General features: G+C 68.4%; 15 protein-coding genes and 1 pseudogene. 8 read left to right on the plus strand and 8 right to left on the minus strand.

The window, feature by feature from the left end; genetic code table 11:
* Window positions 1-19: 19 nt before the first annotated feature.
* The 3 genes from J7E87_RS07930 to J7E87_RS07940 all read right to left on the minus strand — a co-directional run bounded on the left by J7E87_RS07930 (window position 20) and on the right by J7E87_RS07940 (window position 2947).
* A complete protein-coding gene (locus tag J7E87_RS07930) occupies window positions 20-574 on the minus strand; it encodes a hypothetical protein (RefSeq protein WP_215091418.1) in 555 nt (184 codons plus the stop codon).
* A gap of 181 nt (window positions 575-755) precedes the next feature.
* Complete coding sequence (locus J7E87_RS07935) at window positions 756-1643, minus strand: tRNA (adenine-N1)-methyltransferase (protein ID WP_215091420.1); 888 nt, start codon at window positions 1641-1643, stop codon at window positions 756-758.
* Window positions 1644-1699: 56 nt separating this feature from the next.
* Window positions 1700-2947, minus strand: coding sequence for a site-2 protease family protein (locus tag J7E87_RS07940; protein WP_215091422.1), 1248 nt, complete (start codon window positions 2945-2947; stop codon window positions 1700-1702).
* 108 nt (window positions 2948-3055) lie between these two features.
* Here J7E87_RS07940 and J7E87_RS07945 point away from each other — a divergent pair, with 108 nt between their 5' ends.
* Both J7E87_RS07945 and J7E87_RS07950 read left to right on the plus strand, forming a co-directional pair.
* A complete protein-coding gene (locus J7E87_RS07945) occupies window positions 3056-3916 on the plus strand; it encodes a RecB family exonuclease (RefSeq protein ID WP_215091424.1) in 861 nt (286 codons plus the stop codon).
* Between the two features lie 14 nt (window positions 3917-3930).
* A complete protein-coding gene (locus tag J7E87_RS07950; RefSeq protein WP_215091426.1) occupies window positions 3931-4602 on the plus strand; it encodes a response regulator transcription factor in 672 nt (223 codons plus the stop codon).
* 72 nt (window positions 4603-4674) lie between these two features.
* Here J7E87_RS07950 and J7E87_RS07955 read toward each other — a convergent pair whose 3' ends face one another.
* The 4 genes from J7E87_RS07955 to metH form a co-directional block, all read right to left on the minus strand.
* The gene (locus J7E87_RS07955) at window positions 4675-6264 is read right to left on the minus strand and encodes an ABC transporter substrate-binding protein (protein ID WP_215091429.1); all 1590 of its coding nucleotides are present in this window, start codon (window positions 6262-6264) and stop codon (window positions 4675-4677) included.
* A gap of 62 nt (window positions 6265-6326) precedes the next feature.
* A complete protein-coding gene (locus J7E87_RS07960) occupies window positions 6327-7922 on the minus strand; it encodes an ABC transporter substrate-binding protein (RefSeq protein WP_215091431.1) in 1596 nt (531 codons plus the stop codon).
* Window positions 7923-8363: 441 nt separating this feature from the next.
* Window positions 8364-9065, minus strand: a complete 702-nt coding sequence (locus tag J7E87_RS07965; protein ID WP_215091433.1) for an HAD family phosphatase — start codon at window positions 9063-9065, stop codon at window positions 8364-8366.
* Window positions 9066-9162: 97 nt separating this feature from the next.
* Window positions 9163-12675 (minus strand): methionine synthase, encoded by a 3513-nt coding sequence (gene metH / locus J7E87_RS07970; RefSeq protein WP_215091435.1) that lies wholly within the window; start codon window positions 12673-12675, stop codon window positions 9163-9165.
* A 240-nt stretch (window positions 12676-12915) separates the two neighbouring features.
* Here metH and J7E87_RS07975 point away from each other — a divergent pair, with 240 nt between their 5' ends.
* The 5 genes from J7E87_RS07975 (at window position 12916) to J7E87_RS07995 (ending at window position 18821) form a co-directional block, all read left to right on the plus strand.
* The gene (locus J7E87_RS07975) at window positions 12916-13680 is read left to right on the plus strand and encodes an IclR family transcriptional regulator (protein WP_215091437.1); all 765 of its coding nucleotides are present in this window, start codon (window positions 12916-12918) and stop codon (window positions 13678-13680) included.
* Between the two features lie 244 nt (window positions 13681-13924).
* Window positions 13925-14713: an MIP/aquaporin family protein gene (locus tag J7E87_RS07980; RefSeq protein WP_215091438.1), complete on the plus strand. Its 789-nt coding sequence runs from the start codon at window positions 13925-13927 to the stop codon at window positions 14711-14713.
* A 30-nt stretch (window positions 14714-14743) separates the two neighbouring features.
* The gene (glpK, locus tag J7E87_RS07985; protein ID WP_215091440.1) at window positions 14744-16279 is read left to right on the plus strand and encodes a glycerol kinase GlpK; all 1536 of its coding nucleotides are present in this window, start codon (window positions 14744-14746) and stop codon (window positions 16277-16279) included.
* 6 nt (window positions 16280-16285) lie between these two features.
* The gene (locus J7E87_RS07990) at window positions 16286-17896 is read left to right on the plus strand and encodes a glycerol-3-phosphate dehydrogenase/oxidase (RefSeq protein WP_215091442.1); all 1611 of its coding nucleotides are present in this window, start codon (window positions 16286-16288) and stop codon (window positions 17894-17896) included.
* A 253-nt stretch (window positions 17897-18149) separates the two neighbouring features.
* Window positions 18150-18821, plus strand: coding sequence for a FadR/GntR family transcriptional regulator (locus J7E87_RS07995; protein ID WP_215091444.1), 672 nt, complete (start codon window positions 18150-18152; stop codon window positions 18819-18821).
* Between the two features lie 265 nt (window positions 18822-19086).
* Here J7E87_RS07995 and J7E87_RS08000 read toward each other — a convergent pair.
* Window positions 19087-19398: pseudogene (locus tag J7E87_RS08000) on the minus strand (fuconate dehydratase); the annotation flags it as partial.
* 255 nt (window positions 19399-19653) lie between these two features.
* Here J7E87_RS08000 and J7E87_RS08005 point away from each other — a divergent pair.
* Complete coding sequence (locus J7E87_RS08005) at window positions 19654-20649, plus strand: PAC2 family protein (protein ID WP_215091445.1); 996 nt, start codon at window positions 19654-19656, stop codon at window positions 20647-20649.
* Window positions 20650-20699 lie beyond the last annotated feature (50 nt).

The raw sequence follows: 20699 nt of genomic DNA on the forward strand, positions 1-20699 counted from the left end.
CGGATCACGTACCGCGCGCTCACAAAGCGGCGGAGCGGACGAACTTCCCGCCCTGCCACTGCCACTTGACCTTCTCCTGCTGGTCGGGACAGCACCTCGGTACGTCCGGCGAGGAGTAGCCGAGCAGGGTCGCCGTAACCGCTCCGTCACGTACGGCGAAGTCCTTGACGGAGAGCTTCTGCGCGGGCTCGAGGAGCGTCGCGACGACGCGCGGACCCGTCCCCCCGCCCTGGGTCAGTACGTAAACGCCGCTCGGCGGAGTGCCGGAGCCGGCGTCGCAGCGGGCCACGGCCACGGTCTCGGGGCTGCCGTCGCCGTCGAGATCGCCCGAAGCCTTGCCGGTCACGACGCTCTTGGCACCGCCGCACTCCAGCGGGAGCCGTACGCCTGCCGGATCGGGGGCCGGGGCGGCAGCGGTGACGGCCCCGGGCGCACCCGCCTGGGACGCGGTGGCGGCCTTGGGCTGCATCAGCCCGGCAGCCGCTACGACCGCAGCCATCGCAGTCGCAGTCGCCAGCCAGTGCACCGGGCGGGCGTGAGTGTGCGCGAGGTCCGGGACGGCGGAGGTCTGCACGCGGGATGTCTCCTGTGACGGTCCGGTGGGGGTGGCCTGCATAGTGCCATACGTCACAGCGGGTGCGGAACAGCGGGGTCCGAATACGTTCGTCAAGAAGAGGTCAACGCGAGGACGCCGCCGCCGAGTTCCCCGCGGTGTCGCGGGAACTGGGCAGCGGCGTCAGTGCGTTGTGCGGGCGTCAGCCCTTGTTGGGGCCTTCGTAGTCGTCGCCGTATGCGCCCTTGGCGGGACGGCGGCGGCGCATCGGGGGCTCCACACCGTCGGCAAGACGGCGGGCGGTGAGGAGGAAGCCGGTGTGGCCGATCATCCGGTGGTCGGGGCGGACAGCCAGGCCTTCGACGTGCCAGTTGCGGATCATCGATTCCCAGGGCTGCGGTTCGGCGAAGCAGCCGATCTCGCGGATGGACTCCACGGTCCGCGCCAGCTGGGTGGTGGTCGCCACGTAGCAGCACAGGATGCCGCCGGGGACCAGTGCCTTGGAGATGGCCTCCAGACACTCCCAGGGCGCGAGCATGTCCAGGATCACGCGGTCGATGTCGGCGTCCGTCAGGTTGTCCTGGAGGTCGCCGACGGTGAGCTGCCAGGCGGGGTGCGGACCGCCGAAGTAGCGCTCCACGTTCTGCTGGGCGATCTCGGCGAAGTCCTGGCGGCGCTCGTAGGAGTGCAGCATGCCGTGGTCGCCGATGGCGCGCAGCAGGAAGCTGCTCAGCGAGCCGGAACCGACCCCCGCCTCGACGACGCGGGCGCCGGGGAAGATGTCGGCGAAGGCCAGGATCTGCCCCGCGTCCTTGGGGTAGACCACGGCGGCGCCGCGGGGCATGGACAGGACGTAGTCGGGGAGCAGGGGGCGCAGCGCGAGGTAGGCGACGTTTCCCGTGGTACGGACAACACTGCCCTCAGGAGCGCCGATCAGCTCGTCGTGCGGGAAGGAACCCTTGTGGGTGTGGAAATTCTTCCCGGCCTCGAGCGTGAACGTGTAGTGGCGGCCCTTGGGATCGGTGAGCTGGACCTGGTCCCCGACCTTGAAGGGCCCGCGTCGGCGGGCGGCACCGGTCGGTTCGGACATGTGACCAGCCTACCGGCCCCTGTCGGCCCCGGGGACCACCCGCCTGCGCGGAGACCTCAGGAGGACGGCCGCGCCATGGCCGCCACGAAGGCGCGCTCCACGTCCGCCGTGGACAGCACGCCGTAGATCTCGCCGGTCTTCTCGACCACGAGGTACTCCGTCGCCGGGGACGACCTCAATTTGTCCAGGAGCGCCTCGCCCGCCAGTTCCGCAGAGACCCTCATGCCCTCTGTCAGGTCCTGGGCGAGGCCGCTGACCGCGACCCATGGGCGGCGGTGTTCCGGGACGCCTACGATCGCGCTCTCGCGGACCAGGGCCTTCGGCTCGCCTTGGCCGTCGACGACGACCAGCGCGCGGGCCCCCGCCTCGTTGGCGCGGCGCAGGGCCTCGGAGAGCGGGGTGTCGGACTCGACGGGGACGGCGCGCCTGGTGAGGGTGCGGGCCTCCAGCTCGGGGAGGTGTTCGCGCAGCCGCGCCATGCGCAGGCTGTTGCCCGCACCGGTCCAGATGATCGCGGCCAGAATCGCGGCGAGCAGCGCGTCGGTGACCGTCTCCATGCCGCCGATGTCCGCGGTGGCGTTGCCGAGGGCACCGGTGTGGGTGAGCAGCGGCAGGCCGATGAGGACGGCGACGGCCAGCGCCCGGCCGACCCAGGCCGCGGCGACGGTGCCCGACATCGGCTTGCCGGTGATCTTCCAGACGACGGCACGGAGCATCCGGCCGCCGTCAAGCGGCAGTCCGGGCAGCAGATTGAAGGCGGCGACGATGAGGTTGGAGATCATCAGGCCGGCCAGCAGCACCCCCGGGACCGTGCCGGGCTCAACGGCCTGCATGCCGAGGTAGAAGACGCCTGCCAGCGCGATCGAGAGGAGCGGCCCGACGAAAGCGAGGATGAACTCGCGGCCCGGGGTCTCGGACTCCTTCTCGATCTCGGAGACGCCGCCGAAGAACTGCAGCTGGATGCGGCGCACCGGCAGCTTGAACCGCAGCGCCGCGATGGTGTGGGCCAGTTCGTGGACGAGCACGGAGGCGTAGAAGGCGACCGCGAAGAAGAGGGAGACGAGATAGCGCACACCGCCGAGCTCGGGGAGCACACGGCCGAGCTGACCGCCGAAGACCCAGGTGATGAGAGCCGCGACGATGAACCAGCTGGGGGCGACATAGACCGGCACACCGAAGGGACGGCCCATCAGAATGCCGCCGCCGGGGCCGTCGGAGCGCCGCGGCTTGCCGCCGTCGGGGTTCGCTCCCCCCGTACCGGACTGCGGTCGCTCGCGCTCACCGCTCTTGTCGTCCTCGTTCACGGGTCCCCTTCATTGCGAATGCGTCGCTCGCTCGATCATGCAGTGCGCGAGGGTCTGACGTCGATGGTATTCCGCTCGCTGTCAGTGGCGGGCCGTAGGGTCTGGGTCATGAGTACGAGTCAGCAGCCCACATCGCTGTCGCCGTCGCGGGCGAGCGACTTCATGCAGTGTCCCCTGCTGTACCGGTTCCGGGTGATCGACAGGCTGCCCGAGAAGCCCAGCGAGGCGGCTACCCGCGGCACGCTGGTGCATGCGGTGCTTGAGCGGCTCTTCGACGCCCCGGCGGCGGAGCGCACGGCTCCGCGCGCCAAGGCCCTGATCCCGGGCCAGTGGGACCGGCTGCTCGAGAGCAAGCCGGAGTTGGCCGAGCTGTTCGCCGAGGACGCGGAGGGCGAGCGGCTGACGCGCTGGCTGGGCGAGGCGGAGCAGTTGGTGGAGCGCTGGTTCTCGCTGGAGGATCCGACTCGTCTGGAGCCCGCCGAGCGGGAGATGTTCGTCGAGACGGAGCTGGAGTCGGGGCTGCGGCTGCGCGGGGTCATCGACCGGGTCGATGTGGCCGCCACCGGCGAGGTGCGGATCGTGGACTACAAGACGGGCAAGGCCCCGCGCCCCGAGTACAGCGAGGGCGCGCTCTTCCAGATGAAGTTCTACGCGCTGGTGATCTGGCGGCTGAAAAGCGTCGTGCCGCGCCGGCTGCAGCTGGTGTATCTGGGCAGCGGCGATGTGCTGACGTACGACCCGGCCCCGGCGGACCTGGAGCGTATGGAGCGCAAGCTGCTGGCGCTCTGGGACGCGATCAGACAGGCCACGGAGTCGGGTGACTGGCGGCCGCGGCCGACGAAACTGTGCGGCTGGTGCGACCACAAGGCGGTCTGTCCGGAATTCGGCGGCACTCCCCCGGTATATCCGCTGAGCATTTCCCCGGCCGCTTCGGCCGAGGATGACCAGGGCAGAATGGGCCCGGTCTAATCGAAGGAGTACCCGTGGCTATCCGCGTCCTACTGGTCGACGACCAACCGCTGCTGCGTACCGGCTTCCGGATGATCCTGGAGGCGGAGCAGGACCTCGCGGTCGTGGGCGAGGCCGGGGACGGCCTCCAGGCTCTTGATCAGGTGCGGGCGCTGCAGCCTGATGTGGTCCTGATGGACATCCGGATGCCCCGGATGGACGGCGTCGAGGCGACCCGGCAGATCACCGGCCCGGGGCGCGACGGCCCGGCGAAGGTGCTGGTGCTGACCACCTTCGACCTCGATGAGTACGTGGTGGAGGCGCTTCGCGCCGGCGCGAGCGGGTTCCTGCTGAAGGACGCGCCCGCCACTGAGCTGGTCCAGGCGATCCGGGTGGTGGCGGCGGGCGAGGCGATGCTGGCGCCGAGCATCACGCGCCGGCTGCTCGACAAGTACGCGGACCATCTGCCCTCCGGCGAGGAGCCGGTCCCGGACACGCTGCACACGCTGACCGAGCGCGAGGTGGAGGTGCTCAAGCTGGTCGCGCGGGGGCTTTCCAATGCCGAGATCGCCGCGGATCTGTTCGTCAGCGAGACCACCGTCAAAACGCACGTGGGTCATGTGCTGACGAAGCTGGGTCTGCGCGACCGAGTACAGGCCGCGGTGTACGCGTACGAGAGCGGTCTGGTGCGCCCCGGCGCGCAGTGAGCCTCCCCGTGCCTGGTGTCCCCCGGCGCCCGGTGGGCGGCGGGGGGCCGGTCGGCAGCGGGGGCCGGGCCGTCAGGCCTTCTTGATCTCCCAGAAGCGGAAGACGGTCGAAGCGTCCAGGGTCCATTCCAGGCCCGTGATGTTGCCGTAGGCCACGGCGTACTGCTTGCCCTGCCAAAGCGGCAGGATCGGCAGTTCCGCCGCGACCAGGTCCTGGAGCTCGCCGTACTGCTGCTCGGTGGCGGCCCGGTCGGCAACGGCGGCGGTCTCGGGGAGGATCGAGCCGGTGATCCGCTTGTTTTCGTAGTGGTTGCCAAGGACGTTGCCCTCGCCGAAGAAAGGCTGTGTGAAGTTGTCGGCGTCGGGGTAGTCGGGGATCCAGCCCTTCACATAGACGCCGTACTTCCCGGCCGCGATGTCCTTCTCGTACTGCTCGAAACCGACCGACTTCACCGTCGCGTCGAACAGCCCGCTGTCGTTGAGCTGCTTGGCGATCGCCTTGAACTCCTGGTCGGTGGCGGGGCCGTAGCGGCTCGGCGTGGACCAGAGGGTGAGCTTCACCTTGTCGCTGATGCCGGCGGAGCGCAGTGCCTTCTTCGCCTTCTCCGGCTGCGGGCTGCCGCCGTACCGGTCGAAGTACGCGGTGTTGTGACCGGCGATGCCGGCCGGGACGATCGAGTAGAGGGAGGTCGCCGTGGACTGGTAGACGTCCCGGACCAGGGCGTCGCGGTCGATGAGATACGCCATGGCCTGGCGCACCCCGAGCTTGCCGACGACCGGGTCGTTAAGGTTGAAGACCAGGTGCTGCACCTCGGCGCTGGTTCCCTCGACGACCTCGATCCCCATGGCATCGGCCGACGCCGAACCCTGGAGTCCGGATATGTCGTCCGCGGGCAGTCCTCGGTAGGCGATGTCGACCTGACCCTCACCGAGCGCCGACGCCAGCGCCTTCTGGTCGCTGTGGAAGAACTTCAGCTTGATGCCCGAGTTCTGCGCCTTGGCGGTGCCCTTGTAGTCGGCATTGAGCGAGAAGACAGCCTCGTTCTTGCCGTACGAGTCGAGCTTGTAGGGACCCGAGCCGACTGCCTTGCCGTCGGTGCGCAGCGAGCCGGCCTCGTACTCGCGGTGGTCGACGATGGAGCCGGCACCCGAGGCGATCTTGCTCGGGAAGGTGGCGTCGGGGGCCTTCAGCTCAAAGACGACCGTCTTCTCGTCCGGCGTCTCGATCTTGTCGATGGTGGAGAGCAGAGGCATGGGGCCCGCGTCACTGGCGATCTTCCGCACACGGTCGAAGGAGAACTTCACATCCTCCGACGTCATGGCGTTCCCGTTGCTGAACTTCAGGCCGTCGCGCAGCGTGCAGCGGTAGACCGTGCTGCCGCCCTTGTCGAATGCGCAGCTCTCGGCCGCCTCCGGCTGCGGGATGGAACTGCCCTTGGGGAAGCTGAGGAGCGACTGGAAGACGTTGTTGAACAACAGCCAGGAGCCCGGGTCATAGCCTGCCGCGGGGTCTGTGGCCAGGACCTCGTCCGACATTCCTATGACCAGCGATTCGGTGCCGCCCGAGGCGGCACCGTCCTTCTGATTGCCGCAGCCGCTCAACAGACCGGCCGCCAGCCCCGCCGCGAGCGGGGTGGTCAGCCACTTGATACCTGTCTTCACAGAACCTTGCCTCTGTTCTCTCGTACCATTCGGGAGCAATGCGCCCCGGGGAATGGTACGGGTCAGACGGCTCCCCGGCCCAACTCCCAAAGCTGCAGGTCCGAGCTGGAGTTGAGCAGCCGCTCGACGCCGGTGACGCCGGTGCGGGCGGCGACGTACTGCTTGCCCTGCCACAGCGGCAGGAACGGCACGTCGGTGGCGACGATCTCCTGTATCTGCGTGAAGGCGTCGGACGCGGCGCTCCGGTCCGCGGCACGGCGCGACTGCGGGATGAGCTCCCGCGCCACGGTGCTCACGTACGGGGTGTTGAGGAAGTTGCCCTTGTCCAGGAACGGGGCGATGAAGCTGTCCGGGTCCGGGAAGTCAGGGAACCAGCCCATTCCGTAGACCGCGTAGTCACCGCGCTTCTCGGCGGGGACGAACTTCGACCACTCGGTGCCCTCGATGGTGACGTCGAAGAGCTTGGTGGCGTTCAGCTGGTTCTTGAGCGCCTCGAACTCCTTGGCCGTACCGGGACCGTAGTGGTCGGTCGTGTAGTGGAGCTTCAGCTTCACCGGCGTGGTGATGTCGGCGTCGCTCAGCATGTCCGCGGCCTTCGTACGGTTCGGCTCGCCGTACTTGTTGTAGAAGGAGTTGGTGTGCGCCGCGATGCTCGACGGGATGAGCGAGTAGAGCGGCTCGGCGGTGGAGCCGTACACCTGGCCGGCGATCTGGCCGCGGTCGATGACTGCCGCCATGGCCTGCCGGACAGCCTTGTTCTTCACCGACGGGTCGTTGGTGTTGAAGCCGAGGTAGCGGATCTCCAGGCCCGGCATCTCGGTGAGCCGGATGTTCTCCTTGGGGTTCTCGGACAGATCCTTGATCTGCTCGGGCGACATCGCGCGGGTCATCATGTCGATGTCACCCGCTTCGAGCGCCTTGCCCATGGAGTCGGCGTCCGGGAACGACCGCAGTTCGACCTTGTCGTTGCTGAGCTTGATATCGCCCTGGTAGGCCGGGTTCTTGCTGAAGATGACCTTGGCGATCTTGCCGCCCTTGGCCTCGGTCTTCATGGTGTACGGGCCGGAGCCGTCGACCTCGAAGCCCTCGCGGAGCTTCTTGCCCTCGTACTTCTCCTTGCTGACGATGGCAGCGACGGGTGTCGAGAGCTTGTACGGAAAGGTCGCGTCCGGCGTGGAGAGGTGGAAGACCACCTCGTCGCCGTTGGCCTCGATCGTGTCGATGTTCGCGAGGAGGGAGGCCGTGCCGCTGTCGGGGTTGATGTCCAGAACACGCTGGATGGAGAACTTCACGTCCTCGGCGGTGATGGCGCTGCCGTCGGCGAACTTCAGCCCGCTGCGCAGCTTGCAGCGATAGCTCTCGCTGACCTTGTCCGTGAAGCCGCACGACTGGGCCGCTTCGGGCACCGGCGCGCCGCCGCCGCTCGGATTGCGCGTCAGCGTCTGGACGGTCTGCCGCAGCACACTCCACGAACCGGTGTCGTACGCGTAGGCCGGGTCGAGGGGCGCGGGCGCGTCCGCGGTCGCGATGAACTGGTCCGTGGTGCCCACGACAATGGCGTCACCGCCGCCGGACCCGCCGTCCGCCCCGCCGCAGGCGACGAGCATCGGCGCGAGCAGGCCGACCACGGCCGACAGCACCAAAGTCTTACGGTTCATCCTGGACGTTCTCCTCATCCGGCACTGGGGTACAGCGATGGTCAGGGCACTCCGCCGCGGCCGCCCGTTCGGAGCGGTGCGATCGGGCCGGGGAAACAGCGCGGTCGGCACTGGGTTCCCCATGGCTGGGTGGCCGCCGAGACAGATCGATAATGCGACGAAGTTCTCGCGACGAGATTAGTCGGAGACGTCAGGAAAGCGGGACCAGGGCCGAGTTGGGATCGTAATCACTCCGTGATCAGCTACGCCCGCGAGTGGACAAGCGCACGACGGGATGATTCGTACACCACTCCACCAATATGGACACAAGGGCAGGCCCGGTCCCCCTGGTCAGGGTGCGGAGTGATGCGGGCCGACCTCTGCGTGAGCACCCAGAGTGACGAACGTCACGCTGTGAAACCTATTGACGAATTCAGGGGAGAAATACGGACCGTACACGCATCAGTTCATCGCAGTGATGAAGGTGCGCAGAAAACCAAGGTCCACTTCTTCGAGCGACCGTACGATCACCCGGCCGTCAGCCGGCGCGATCGGCGCCACGGACGGCACGGCGACCACCCGGCAGCCGGCCGCCTCTGCGGCCGCCACACCTGTCGCCGTGTCCTCGATGACGGCGCATCTCGCCGGTACCGCGCCCAGCCCCCGGGCCGCCAGCAGATAGGGGTCCGGGTGCGGCTTCGTACGAGAGACCTCGTCGCCCGCGACCGAGAGCGCGAAGTGCTGGGGACCGAGGGAGGCCAGAACGCGGTCGATGATGCGGCGGTGGGAGGCGGAGACCAGGGCGGTGGGCACCTCGTGCGCGGCCAGCTCGGCGAGCAGCCGGGCAGCGCCCGGCATCAGCGGCACACCGCGGCCGATGCGATCCTCGAAACGGTCGTTGAGCAGCACAGTCAGCTCCGCCAGCGTGATGTCCGCGCCGGTCGCCTCGATGAGATAGCCGGCGCTGCGCGTCATGGGGCCGCCGACCACCACGTCCCGCCACGCCTGGTCGAGCTCATGACCGAGATCGGCGAAGACCTCGACCTCCGCGTCCCACCAGAAACCTTCGGTGTCCACGAGGGTGCCGTCCATGTCGAGAAATACGGCCTGCAAGGCAGAGCCTTCGGCCGAACGGGTCAAGGACGCGGGGACCGTACTGGTCATCCGGCACACCTCCATGAGGGACGAGAAGGCCGGTCGCCTCCCAGGTGGGGAAGGCAACCGGCCTGCTGCTGGACCGACCAGTGTACGACTCTGCCGACTAACGTGCGTTGAAGTACTTCGCCTCGGGGTGGTGGATGACGATGGCGTCGGTGGACTGCTCGGGGTGGAGCTGGAACTCCTCGGAGAGCTCTACGCCGATCCGCTCCGGCTCCAGGAGCTGGGCGATCTTGGCCCGGTCCTCGAGGTCCGGGCACGCTCCGTAACCGAGCGAGAAACGCGCGCCGCGGTACTTGAGCGCGAACATGTCTTCCACGTCGGCCGGGTCCTCGCCCGCGTAGCCGAGCTCGGCGCGGACGCGGGCGTGCCAGTATTCGGCGAGCGCCTCGGCCAACTGCACGGACAGACCATGCAGTTCGAGATAGTCGCGGTACGAGTCCGACTCGAAGAGCTCGGCGGTGGCTCCACCGATCTTCGAGCCCACGGTCACGACCTGGAGCCCGACGACGTCCGTCTCGCCGGACTCTTCGGGGCGGAAGAAGTCGGCGAGGCAGAGGCGGCGGCCGCGGCGCTGGCGGGGGAAGGAGAAGCGGGTGCGCTCCGAGCCGTCCTCGTTCAGCAGGATCAGGTCGTCGCCCTTGGAGACGCAGGGGAAGTAGCCGTAGACCACGGCCGCCTCCAGGAGGTTCCTGGTGTGCAGCTGGTCCAGCCAGCCGCGCAGCCGCGGCCGGCCCTCGGTCTCCACCAGCTCCTCGTAGGTCGGTCCGTCGCCGGCCCGGGCCTGCTTGAGGCCCCACTGGCCCTTGAACAGCGCGCCCTCGTCCAGCCAGGACGCGTACTCCTTCAGCTGGATGCCCTTGATGACCCGGGTGCCCCAGAACGGCGGCTGCGGCACCGGATTGTCGATCGCGACATCGGAGCGGACCGCGCCCTCCGGCTCCTGGACCTCCAGCACCACGGTGTCGCGCTTGGCCACCCGTCGCTGCTTCAACTCCGGCAGGGCAGCCCCGGGGACACCGCGCTTGACCGCGATCAGGGCGTCCATCAGACGCAGACCCTCGAACGCGTCACGGGCGTAACGGACTTCACCCTCGTAGATCTCGTGCAGATCCTGCTCGACATACGCCCGCGTCAGCGCGGCCCCGCCAAGGATGACCGGGAAGTCGGCTGCCAGCTTCCGCTGATTCAGCTCCTCCAGGTTCTCCTTCATGATCACCGTGGACTTCACCAGCAGACCCGACATGCCGATCACATCGGCCCGGTGTTCCTCGGCCGCCTCCAGGATCGCGGAAACCGGCTGCTTGATACCGAGGTTGACGACGTTGTAGCCGTTGTTGGACAGGATGATGTCGACGAGGTTCTTCCCGATGTCGTGGACGTCACCGCGGACCGTGGCAAGGACGATGGTGCCCTTGCCGTCCGCGTCCGACTTCTCCATGTGCGGCTCGAGATGGGCCACCGCGGTCTTCATCACCTCGGCGGACTGCAGCACGAACGGCAGCTGCATCTGGCCCGAGCCGAACAGCTCTCCGACGACCTTCATGCCGTCCAGGAGGGTGTCGTTGACGATTTGGAGGGCCGGGCGGGTCTGGAGAGCCTCGTCGAGGTCGGCCCCCAGGCCATTCTTCTCGCCGTCGATGATCCGGCGCTTGAGCCGCTCGTCCAGCGGCAGGGCGAGGAGCTCCTCCGCCTTGCCCGCCTTCATCGACTTCATGTTGACGCCCTCGAAGAGCTCCATGAGCTTCTGCAGCGGGTCATAGCCCTCGGCGCGCCGGTCGTAGATCAGGTCCAGCGCGACCTTGACCTGCTCCTCCTCCAGACGGGCGATCGGCAGGATCTTCGAGGCGTGCACGATCGCCGAGTCCAGTCCGGCCTTGACGCACTCGTCCAGGAAGACGGAGTTCAGCACGACCCGGGCGGCGGGGTTCAGGCCGAAGGAGATGTTCGACAGGCCCAGCGTGGTCTGCACATCCGGTCGGCGGCGCTTGAGTTCACGGATCGCCTCGATCGTGGCGATGCCGTCCTTGCGCGACTCCTCCTGACCGGTGCAGATGGTGAACGTGAGCATGTCGATGAGGATGTCGGGCTCCAGCACACCCCAGTTCCCCGTCAGATCGTCAATGATCCGCTCGGCGATCGCGACCTTGTTCTCGACGGTGCGGGCCTGGCCCTCCTCGTCGATGGTCAGCGCGATCAGCGCCGCGCCGTGCTCCACGGCGAGCTTGGTGACCTTCGCGAACCGCGACTCGGGACCGTCGCCGTCCTCGTAGTTGACGGAGTTGATGACCGCCCGGCCACCCAGCTTCTCCAACCCGGCCCGAAGGACGTCGACTTCGGTCGAGTCGAGCACGATGGGGAGGGTGGAGGCGGTGGCGAAGCGGCCGGCCAGCTCCTCCATGTCGGCGACGCCGTCCCGGCCGACATAGTCGACGCACAGGTCCAGCATGTGCGCACCCTCGCGGATCTGGTCCCGCACCATCTCCACGCAGTCGTCCCAGCGGCCGTCCAGCATGGCATCACGGAACTTCTTCGAACCGTTCGCGTTCGTGCGCTCGCCGATGGCCATGTAGGCGGTGTCCTGGCGGAACGGCACGGTCTGGTACAGCGACGCGGCGCCCGGCTCCGGACGCGGCTCGCGCACCGTCGGAGCGAGATCGCGGACGCGCTCTACGACCTGCCGCAGATGCTCCGGCGTCGTACCGCAGCAGCCGCCGACCAGGGACATGCCGTACTCCCGTACGAACGTCTCCTGCGCGTCCGCGAGCTCGCCGGCCGACAGCGGATAGTGCGCGCCGTTCTTTCCGAGGACCGGCAGGCCGGCGTTCGGCATACAGGACAGCGGGATACGGGAGTGCCTGGCGAGGTAGCGCAGGTGCTCGCTCATCTCGGCCGGGCCTGTGGCGCAGTTCAGGCCGATCATGTCGATGCCCAGCGGCTCCAGCGCGGTCAGCGCCGCGCCGATCTCGGAGCCGAGCAGCATCGTGCCGGTCGTCTCGACCGTCACGGAGCAGATCACCGGGAGGTTGGTGCCGGTCGCGTCCAGGGCCCGGCGGGCGCCCAGGACCGCGGCCTTCGTCTGGAGCAGATCCTGGGTGGTCTCGACCAGCAGCGCGTCCGCGCCGCCCGCGATCATGCCCTCGGCGTTCTGCTGATAGGCGTCCCGCAGCTTCACATACGGGGCGTGGCCCAGCGTCGGCAGCTTGGTGCCCGGCCCCATTGAGCCGAGCACCCACCGCTGCTGCCCCGTCGACGCGGTGAACTCGTCCGCCGCCTCACGCGCGATCCGCGCCCCGGACTCGGAGAGCTCGAAGACCCGCTCGGGAATGTCGTACTCCGTCAGGGCCGCGAAGTTGGCACCGAACGTATTCGTCTCGACACAGTCGACACCGACCTCGAAGTAGGCCGAATGGACGGATCGGACGATGTCGGGGCGGGTCACATTCAGGATCTCGTTGCAGCCTTCGAGGTCCTCGAAGTCCTCGAGCGTCGGATCCTGCGCCTGGAGCATCGTGCCCATCGCCCCGTCTGCCACCACGACTCGCGTGGCGAGGGCTTCCCGCAGGGCTTCGATTCGGGTCCGGCTGTCAGCGGAGGGGGTCGGCAACGAGGCCATGGATGTGCTCCCTGGAGTGCGACGGCTGTCGGCTTTGCGTCTTCGGGTGGAAGGCGCACGGGGCCAGACTAACCGGGCCGGCCGACGAAGGGGTGGGCGTCCCACGGGGCGGACGGCATGATGTCCTCGGCGCGCATGTGATGGCTTTCGGCCACGAAGGACTCGCTCTGCGGTAACCAAGGTCGGCATCGACCGATAGTGTTCAGCATTGTCGAACCGCAGTGGAGAAGGGCCGAGCCAATGGCGAAGAACATCCAGTCACTCGAGCGAGCAGCGGCGATGCTGCGGCTGCTCGCGGGCGGGGAGCGCCGGCTCGGCCTGTCCGACATCGCCTCCTCGCTCGAGCTGGCCAAGGGCACCGCCCACGGCATTTTGCGCACACTCCAGGCCGAGGGCTTCGTCGAGCAGGACCCGGCGTCCGGCCGCTACCAGCTGGGTGCCGAGCTGCTCCGCCTCGGAAACAGCTATCTGGACGTCCACGAGCTGCGCGCCCGCGCCCTCGTCTGGACGGACGACCTGGCGCGTTCCAGCGGCGAGAGCGTCCACCTCGGAGTGCTGCACCAGCACGGCGTCCTCATCGTCCACCACGTCTTCCGGCCCGACGACAGCCGCCAGGTCCTGGAGGTGGGGGCCATGCAGCCACTGCACTCCACAGCTCTGGGGAAGGTGCTCTCGGCGTACGACCCGGTGGCGCACAGCGAGGTGATGGAGGTCGAGCGCAAGGCCTTCACGCCGCGCACGGTCACGGGCCTGGCGGACTTCGAGTCGATGCTCGACCATGCGCGGGCGCGCGGCTGGGCCGCCGACGTGGAAGAGACCTGGGAGGGCGTCGCCTCGCTGGCCGCGCCCATCACCGACCGTCGCCGCATGCCGGTGGGCGCGGTGGCCATCACGGGCGCGGTCGAGCGGATCTGCGACGACGGAGAGCTGAGGTCCGAGCTGGTCGCGGCGGTACGGGACTGTGCCCGCGCGGTCTCCAGGGACCTGGGCGCCCAGCGATTCTGAGCGGCGATTCGGCCCTGTTCGGCACCCCGTCGATAACGATCGGGTTTTCGGCCACATAACCCTTGACGTCGTGTTAACACTGGGGCAAAACTGCCGTGCATCGGTCGGCATTGTCGAACGCCTAACGGCAATACGCGCTAGGGTGTGACAACGCCGGGGCCGGCAATTGCCCTCACCTGAGGGCACGGACCACCGGAGTGACCCGGGGTTCGCTTTCCCTGGACGAAGGACAAAGGAGTCGCGGGTGTCCAGCTCCGACATCTTCATCGGCGAGATCATTGGTACCGCCGTACTCATCCTGCTCGGTGGTGGCGTGGTTGCCGCCGTCGTACTCAAGCGCTCGAAGGCGCAGAACGCCGGCTGGCTGGCGATAACCTTCGGGTGGGGATTCGCGGTCATGATCGCGGTCTACATGACGGGCACTCTTTCCGGCGCCCACCTCAACCCCGCAGTCACCGTCGGCATCGCGGTCAAGGACGGGGACTGGAGCAATGTTCCGGTCTACCTCGCCGGGCAGATGCTCGGCGCCATGATCGGTGCCGCTCTGGTCTGGATCGCGTACTACGGACAGTTCCAGGCCCACCTCACGGACCCGGAGATCATCGCCGCGCCTCCGCACGAGGAAGGCCTGGTCAGCGAGGCGGCCGCGCCGAAGGCCGGACCAGTGCTCGGCGTCTTCTCGACAGGCCCCGAGGTCCGGGTCGTGTGGCAGAACCTGGCCACCGAGATCATCGGCACCACGGTGCTCGTGCTCGCGGTCCTGACACAGGGCCTCAACGACAGCGGCAACGGTCTCGGCGTCATCGGCGCACTGATCGTCGCGCTCACCGTCGTCGGCATCGGCCTCTCGCTCGGCGGCCCGACGGGCTACGCCATCAACCCGGCCCGCGACCTCGGCCCGCGCATCGTGCACGCCCTGCTGCCGCTGCCCAACAAGGGCGGCTCGGACTGGGGCTACGCCTGGATCCCGGTCGTCGGTCCGCTGATCGGCGGCGCCCTCGCAGCGGGTATCTACAACCTCGCGTTCGCCTAAGCCGACCCTCTGACCTCGCAGGAGCACCCCGTGACCGACGCACACATCACCGGCCCGTTCATCGCGGCCATCGACCAGGGCACCACCTCCAGCCGCTGCATCGTCTTCGACACCGACGGCCGGATCGTCTCCGTCGACCAGAAGGAGCACGAGCAGATCTTCCCGAAGCCGGGCTGGGTGGAGCACAACGCCGCCGAGATCTGGACCAATGTCCAGGAGGTCGTCGACAGCGCCATCGCCAAGGCGGGTATCACCTCCGCCGACGTCAAGGCCATCGGCATCACCAACCAGCGCGAGACCACCGTCCTCTGGGACAAGAACACCGGTGAGCCGGTGCACAACGCGCTGGTCTGGCAGGACACCCGTACCGACGCTCTCTGCAAGGAGCTCGGTCGGAACGTCGGCCAGGACCGCTTCCGCCGCGAGACGGGCCTGCCCCTGGCCTCGTACTTCGCCGGCCCGAAGATCCGCTGGCTGCTGGACAACGTCGAGGGCCTGCGCGAGCGCGCCGAGCGCGGCGAGATCCTCTTCGGCACCATGGATTCCTGGGTCATCTGGAACCTGACCGGCGGCGTCGACGGCGGCGTGCACGTCACCGACGTCACCAACGCCTCGCGCACCATGCTGATGAACCTGCACACCCTCGACTGGGACCAGAAGATCCTCGAGTCGATGGACGTGCCGGCCGCGGTACTGCCGGAGATCCGTTCCTCCGCCGAGGTGTACGGCTCGGCCGCCGGCGGCGCGCTCGCCGGTGTGCCGGTCGCGTCCGCGCTCGGTGACCAGCAGGCGGCCCTGTTCGGCCAGACCTGTTTCGCCGAGGGCGAGGCCAAGTCGACGTACGGCACCGGCACGTTCATGCTGATGAACACCGGCAGCGAGCCCGTCAACTCCTACAACGGTCTGCTGACGACCGTCGGCTACCGGATCGGCGACCAGCCCCCCGTGTACGCGCTGGAGGGTTCCATCGCCGTCACCGGTTCGCTGGTGCAGTGGATGCGCGACCAGATGGGCCTGATCAGCACTGCCGCGGAGATCGAGACCCTCGCTATGAGTGTCGAGGACAACGGCGGCGCCTATTTCGTACCGGCCTTCTCCGGCCTGTTCGCCCCGTACTGGCGTGACGACGCCCGCGGTGTGATCGCCGGCCTGACCCGCTATGTCACCAAGGCGCACATCGCGCGTGCCGTGCTCGAGGCCACGGCCTGGCAGACCCGCGAGATCAGTGACGCCATGACCAAGGACTCCGGTGTCGAGCTGACCGCACTCAAGGTCGACGGCGGTATGACCTCCAACAACCTGCTGATGCAGACCCTCTCGGACTTCCTGGACGCACCGGTGGTGCGCCCGATGGTCGCTGAGACGACCTGCCTCGGCGCTGCCTACGCCGCCGGTTTGGCCGTCGGCTACTGGCCGGACACCGACGCGCTTCGCGCCAACTGGCGCCGGGCCGCCGAGTGGACCCCGCACATGGACGCGGACAAGCGGGACCGCGAGTACAAGAGCTGGCTCAAGGCCGTCGAGCGGACCATGGGCTGGCTCGAAGACGACGCTGACGAGGAGTAATTCGAGATGACCACCCTGCAGAGCGTCCCCGCCCTGGGGACACACCCGGCTGCCGGCTCCCTGCCGAGCCGCGCCGAAACTCAGGAGCAGCTTTCCAAGGCGACATACGACCTCCTGGTGATCGGCGGCGGCATCCTGGGCATATCCACCGCCTGGCATGCGGCGCAGTCCGGGCTGCGGGTGGCTCTGGTGGACGCCGGCGACTTCGCCGGCGCCACCTCCTCAGCCTCCTCCAAGCTGCTCCACGGCGGTCTGCGCTATCTGCAGACCGGCGCGGTGAAGCTGGTGGCGGAGAACCACTTCGAGCGGCGGGCGGTATCCCGTCAGGTGGCTCCCCACCTGGCCAACCCGCTCACCTTCTATCTGCCGGTGTACAAGGGCGGACCGCACGGCGCGGCGAAGCTCGGCGCGGGCGTCTTCGCCTACTCCGCACTCTCCGCGTTCGGCGACGGCGTCGGCCATGTCATCAGCGGGAACAAGGCGCAGCGTGATGTGCCCGAGCTGCGTACGGAGGGCCTGAAGGCCGTGGCCGTGTACGGCGACGACCAGATGAACGACTCCCGGATGGCGCTGATGACGGTGCGTGCGGCCGTCGAGTCGGGCGCCACCGTTCTCAACCACGCCGAGGTCACCGGGCTGCGCTTCACCAAGGGCCGGGTCACGGGCGCGGAGCTCAAGGACCGTATGGACGGCACGGAGTTCGGTGTCACGGCCCGTCTGGTGCTCAACGCCACCGGTCCGTGGGTCGACCACCTGCGCCGGATGGAGAACCCGGACGCGGCTCCGTCCATCCGCCTGTCCAAGGGCGCGCACCTGGTGCTCAAGCGGACCTCGCCGTGGAAGGCCGCACTGGCGACGCCGATCGACAAGTACCGCATCACCTTCGCCCTCCCCTGGGAGGACATGCTGCTGCTCGGTACGACGGACGAGGTGTACGAGGGCGACCCGGCGGATGTCGCGGTCAACGAGAAGGACACCGCGCAGATCCTGGACGAGGCCGCGTTCTCCATCCGGGACCAGCAGCTGTCGCGAGACCTGATCACGTACTCCTTCGCGGGTCTGCGGGTGCTGCCGGGCGGTCCCGGTGACACCTCGAAGGCCAAGCGCGAGACGGTCGTCACCGAGGGCCGCGCCGGCATGCTGTCGGTGGCCGGCGGCAAGTGGACGACCTTCCGCCACATCGGCCGTACGGTGATGAACAAGCTGGCCGCCCTGCCCGGGGGGCCGCTGGCCGACGACATGGAGCCGATCTCGCGGCTGCCGAAGAAGCTTCCGTTGCCGGGTATTGCCAACCCGAACGCGGTCGCGCACCGGCTGCTGGTCGACGGCGGTACGCCTGGTCCGCGGATGGCCGCGGACACCGCCAGGCACCTGGCCACGCACTACGGCTCGCTCTCCTTCGACATCGCTCGCCTCGCCAACGACGACCCGGCGCTCGGCGCGCGGATACACCCGGACGCCCCGGAGATCTGGGCGCAGGTCGTGTACGCGCGCGACCACGAGTGGGCCGAGACGGCGGACGATGTGCTGCGCCGCCGTACGACGCTGACGATCCGGGGGCTCGCTACGGACGAGATCCGCGAGAAGGTCGACAAGCTACTCGTCGACAAGCACTGACAAGAACTGACAAGAACCGACAGGGCTCGCAAGGGCTGACGCCGGTCCAGGACTGACACCGCGTAAGGGGCGGCCTCCAATGGAGGCCGCCCCTTACGCATGCAATCGGTTTCGGGCTCGATCGGGCAGAACGGATCGAAACGCTCCGGCGATTCGCCGGGAAGACCGCCGCCCCAATCGTACGGAAGGAGGCTTCTACCACCCTCCGGGACGCATAATGGGGACCGATACATCGGATGTATGGAGGTCGCCCATGGCTGTCACCGACGAGGCCATCGAGAAGATCAAGGGAATGATCGTCTCGGGTGCGCTGCGCCCCGGCGACCGCCTCCCCAAGGAGAGCGAACTCGCCGCCGAGCTGGGCCTGTCCCGCAACTCGTTGCGTGAGGCGGTGCGCGCGCTGTCACTGATCCGCATCCTGGACGTCCGGCAGGGCGACGGCACCTACGTCACCAGCCTGGACCCGCAGCTGCTGCTGGAAGCCCTGAGCTTCGTCGTCGACTTCCACCGGGACGACACGGTGCTGGAGTTCCTCGCCGTACGCCGCATCCTGGAACCGGCCGCCACCGCGATGGCCGCCGGCCGGATGAGCGAAAGCGAACTGGACGTGCTGAGCGCCCAGTTGGACGCGCTCGGGCCACAGCCCTCGGTGGAGGAGCTGGTCGCAGCCGACCTCGAGTTCCACCGCGGCATCGTGCAGTCCTCGGGCAATTCGGTGCTCTGCTCGCTGCTTGACGGGCTGTCCGGGCCGACCACCCGGGCGCGGGTCTGGCGCGGTCTGACCCAGGAGGACGCGGTCAGCCGTACGCTCCACGAGCACCGGGCGATCCTGGCGGCGCTGCGGGACCGGGACGCGGAGGCGGCGCGGTCGTGGGCGACGGTGCATATCGCGAGCGTGGAGCAGTGGCTGAGGTCGTCGCTTTGACTTCCGCTCCCCGCCCTAAAGGGCAGGGATTCCTGCCACGGTCGGCTGACCGTCTCGGTGGGTTCCTGCTTCAACGCGCTGTGCCGGTAGGAGTACCGGTCTTACCTGCGCCGCCGCCGCGCCGAGTACGGTGCCGCGAAGTCCCTTGTCCCCGTCATGAGTTGACCTCCTTGATGATGCGGCGGGCCCGCCAGACAGGCCCTTGCGGCTAGCGGTGGTCGGCGATCGACTCGGGGAGCATGCGGGCGGAGAAGCCCGGGGCGCTCGGGGCGACATACCGTCCGGAGGCGATCTCCGCGAGGTCGGCGTTGACGGGCGCTGCGGGGTCGGCTGCCGTACGGGGAACCGGGCGCCCGATGACATACGGGCGCAGCGCCTCGATGGCGGCGGCCACGACATCGTTGCCACGCCCGACGGTGAAGCAGAAGCCGTGCCCCTCGGTCCCGTCGGACGCGCGTATCACCACATAGGCGGCGGAGTAGTCGGGGTCGGGGTTCATGGCGTCGGAGCCGTCGAGCTGTTCCGAGGTCGGGAAGCGGATGTCGTGAACCTCGAACTCCGTGACGGTCCGGCTCATGCACGCCCCCGTGAAGAAGAACATCGGATCTCTCTGGGTCATCCGATGTATAGCGCCGTTCGCGCCGCAACGTCCAGGGCCGGGACGAAATTTTCGTACACAGCTCGGATGAATCGATGGCCGGGATGCCCTGGTTCTCCGACGTATGCCCTATCGCGCGGAAGTTCACCCGGCCGTGCAAGGGGGCTGCGGCCGGGCACCCCGTAAGCCGTAAGGTTGGGGCGTAGACAAGGGAACTTCGGAAGGAGGCACTGGGTGATCGAGCTCGAGGGGGTTCCCGAGCTGATCGACCCGGTCATGGTGGCCGCGTTCGAGGGCTGGAACGACGCCGGCGACGCCGCCTCCACCGCGGTCGCACACCTGGACCGGGAATGGAAGGGCGAGGTGTTCGCGGCGCTCGACGCCGAGGACTACTACGACTTCCAGGTCAACCGGCCCACGGTGTGGCTGGACGGCGGAGTACGGAAGATCACCTGGCCCACCACCCGGCTCTCCGTCGTCCGCATCGGCGGCGACAAGCCACGCGATCTGGTGCTCGTCCGCGGCATCGAGCCGTCCATGCGCTGGCGCTCGTTCTGCAACGAGATCCTGGGCTTCGCCCATGAGCTGGGCGTCGAGATGGTGGTCATCCTGGGCGCGCTGCTCGGCGACACCCCGCACACCCGTCCGGTGCCGGTCAGCGGCATCACCTCCGATCCAGATCTGGCGAGGACCATGGATCTGGAGGAGACCAGGTACGAGGGGCCGACCGGGATCGTCGGCATCCTGCAGGAGGCGTGCACACACGCGGGTGTGCCGGCCGTGAGCCTGTGGGCCGCGGTGCCGCACTATGTGTCGCAGCCGCCCAACCCCAAGGCGACACTCGCGCTGCTCAACCGCCTCGAGGACCTGATCGGCCTGCGGATTCCGCTGGGCGAACTGGCCGAGGACGCACGGGCCTGGCAGCTCGGCGTGGATCAACTGGCTGCCGAGGACAGCGAAGTGGCTGAGTACGTTCAGACTCTGGAGGAGGCGCGGGACACCGCCGAGCTTCCCGAGGCGTCGGGCGAGGCGATCGCCCGCGAATTCGAACGCTATCTGCGCAGGCGCGACGGCGGTCCCGGGCATGCGACGGACGGCGGCGAGGGCAGCTCGTATCTGCGCGACACCTCCAGCGGGAGGACCCGGCCGCCGTTGCCGCCGCGTGCAGAGCCCGATCCCGAGGTGGAGCAGGGGCCCGAGGCTGAGGACGAAGATTCCTCGGACGACTGAGGTATGGCAGTGAGGAGCGGGGCGGGCGCCGGCCTGGCGCCCGCCCCGCT

Source organism: Streptomyces sp. ISL-1, from assembly GCF_018614585.1.
GTDB classification, from domain to species: domain Bacteria; phylum Actinomycetota; class Actinomycetes; order Streptomycetales; family Streptomycetaceae; genus Streptomyces; species Streptomyces maoxianensis.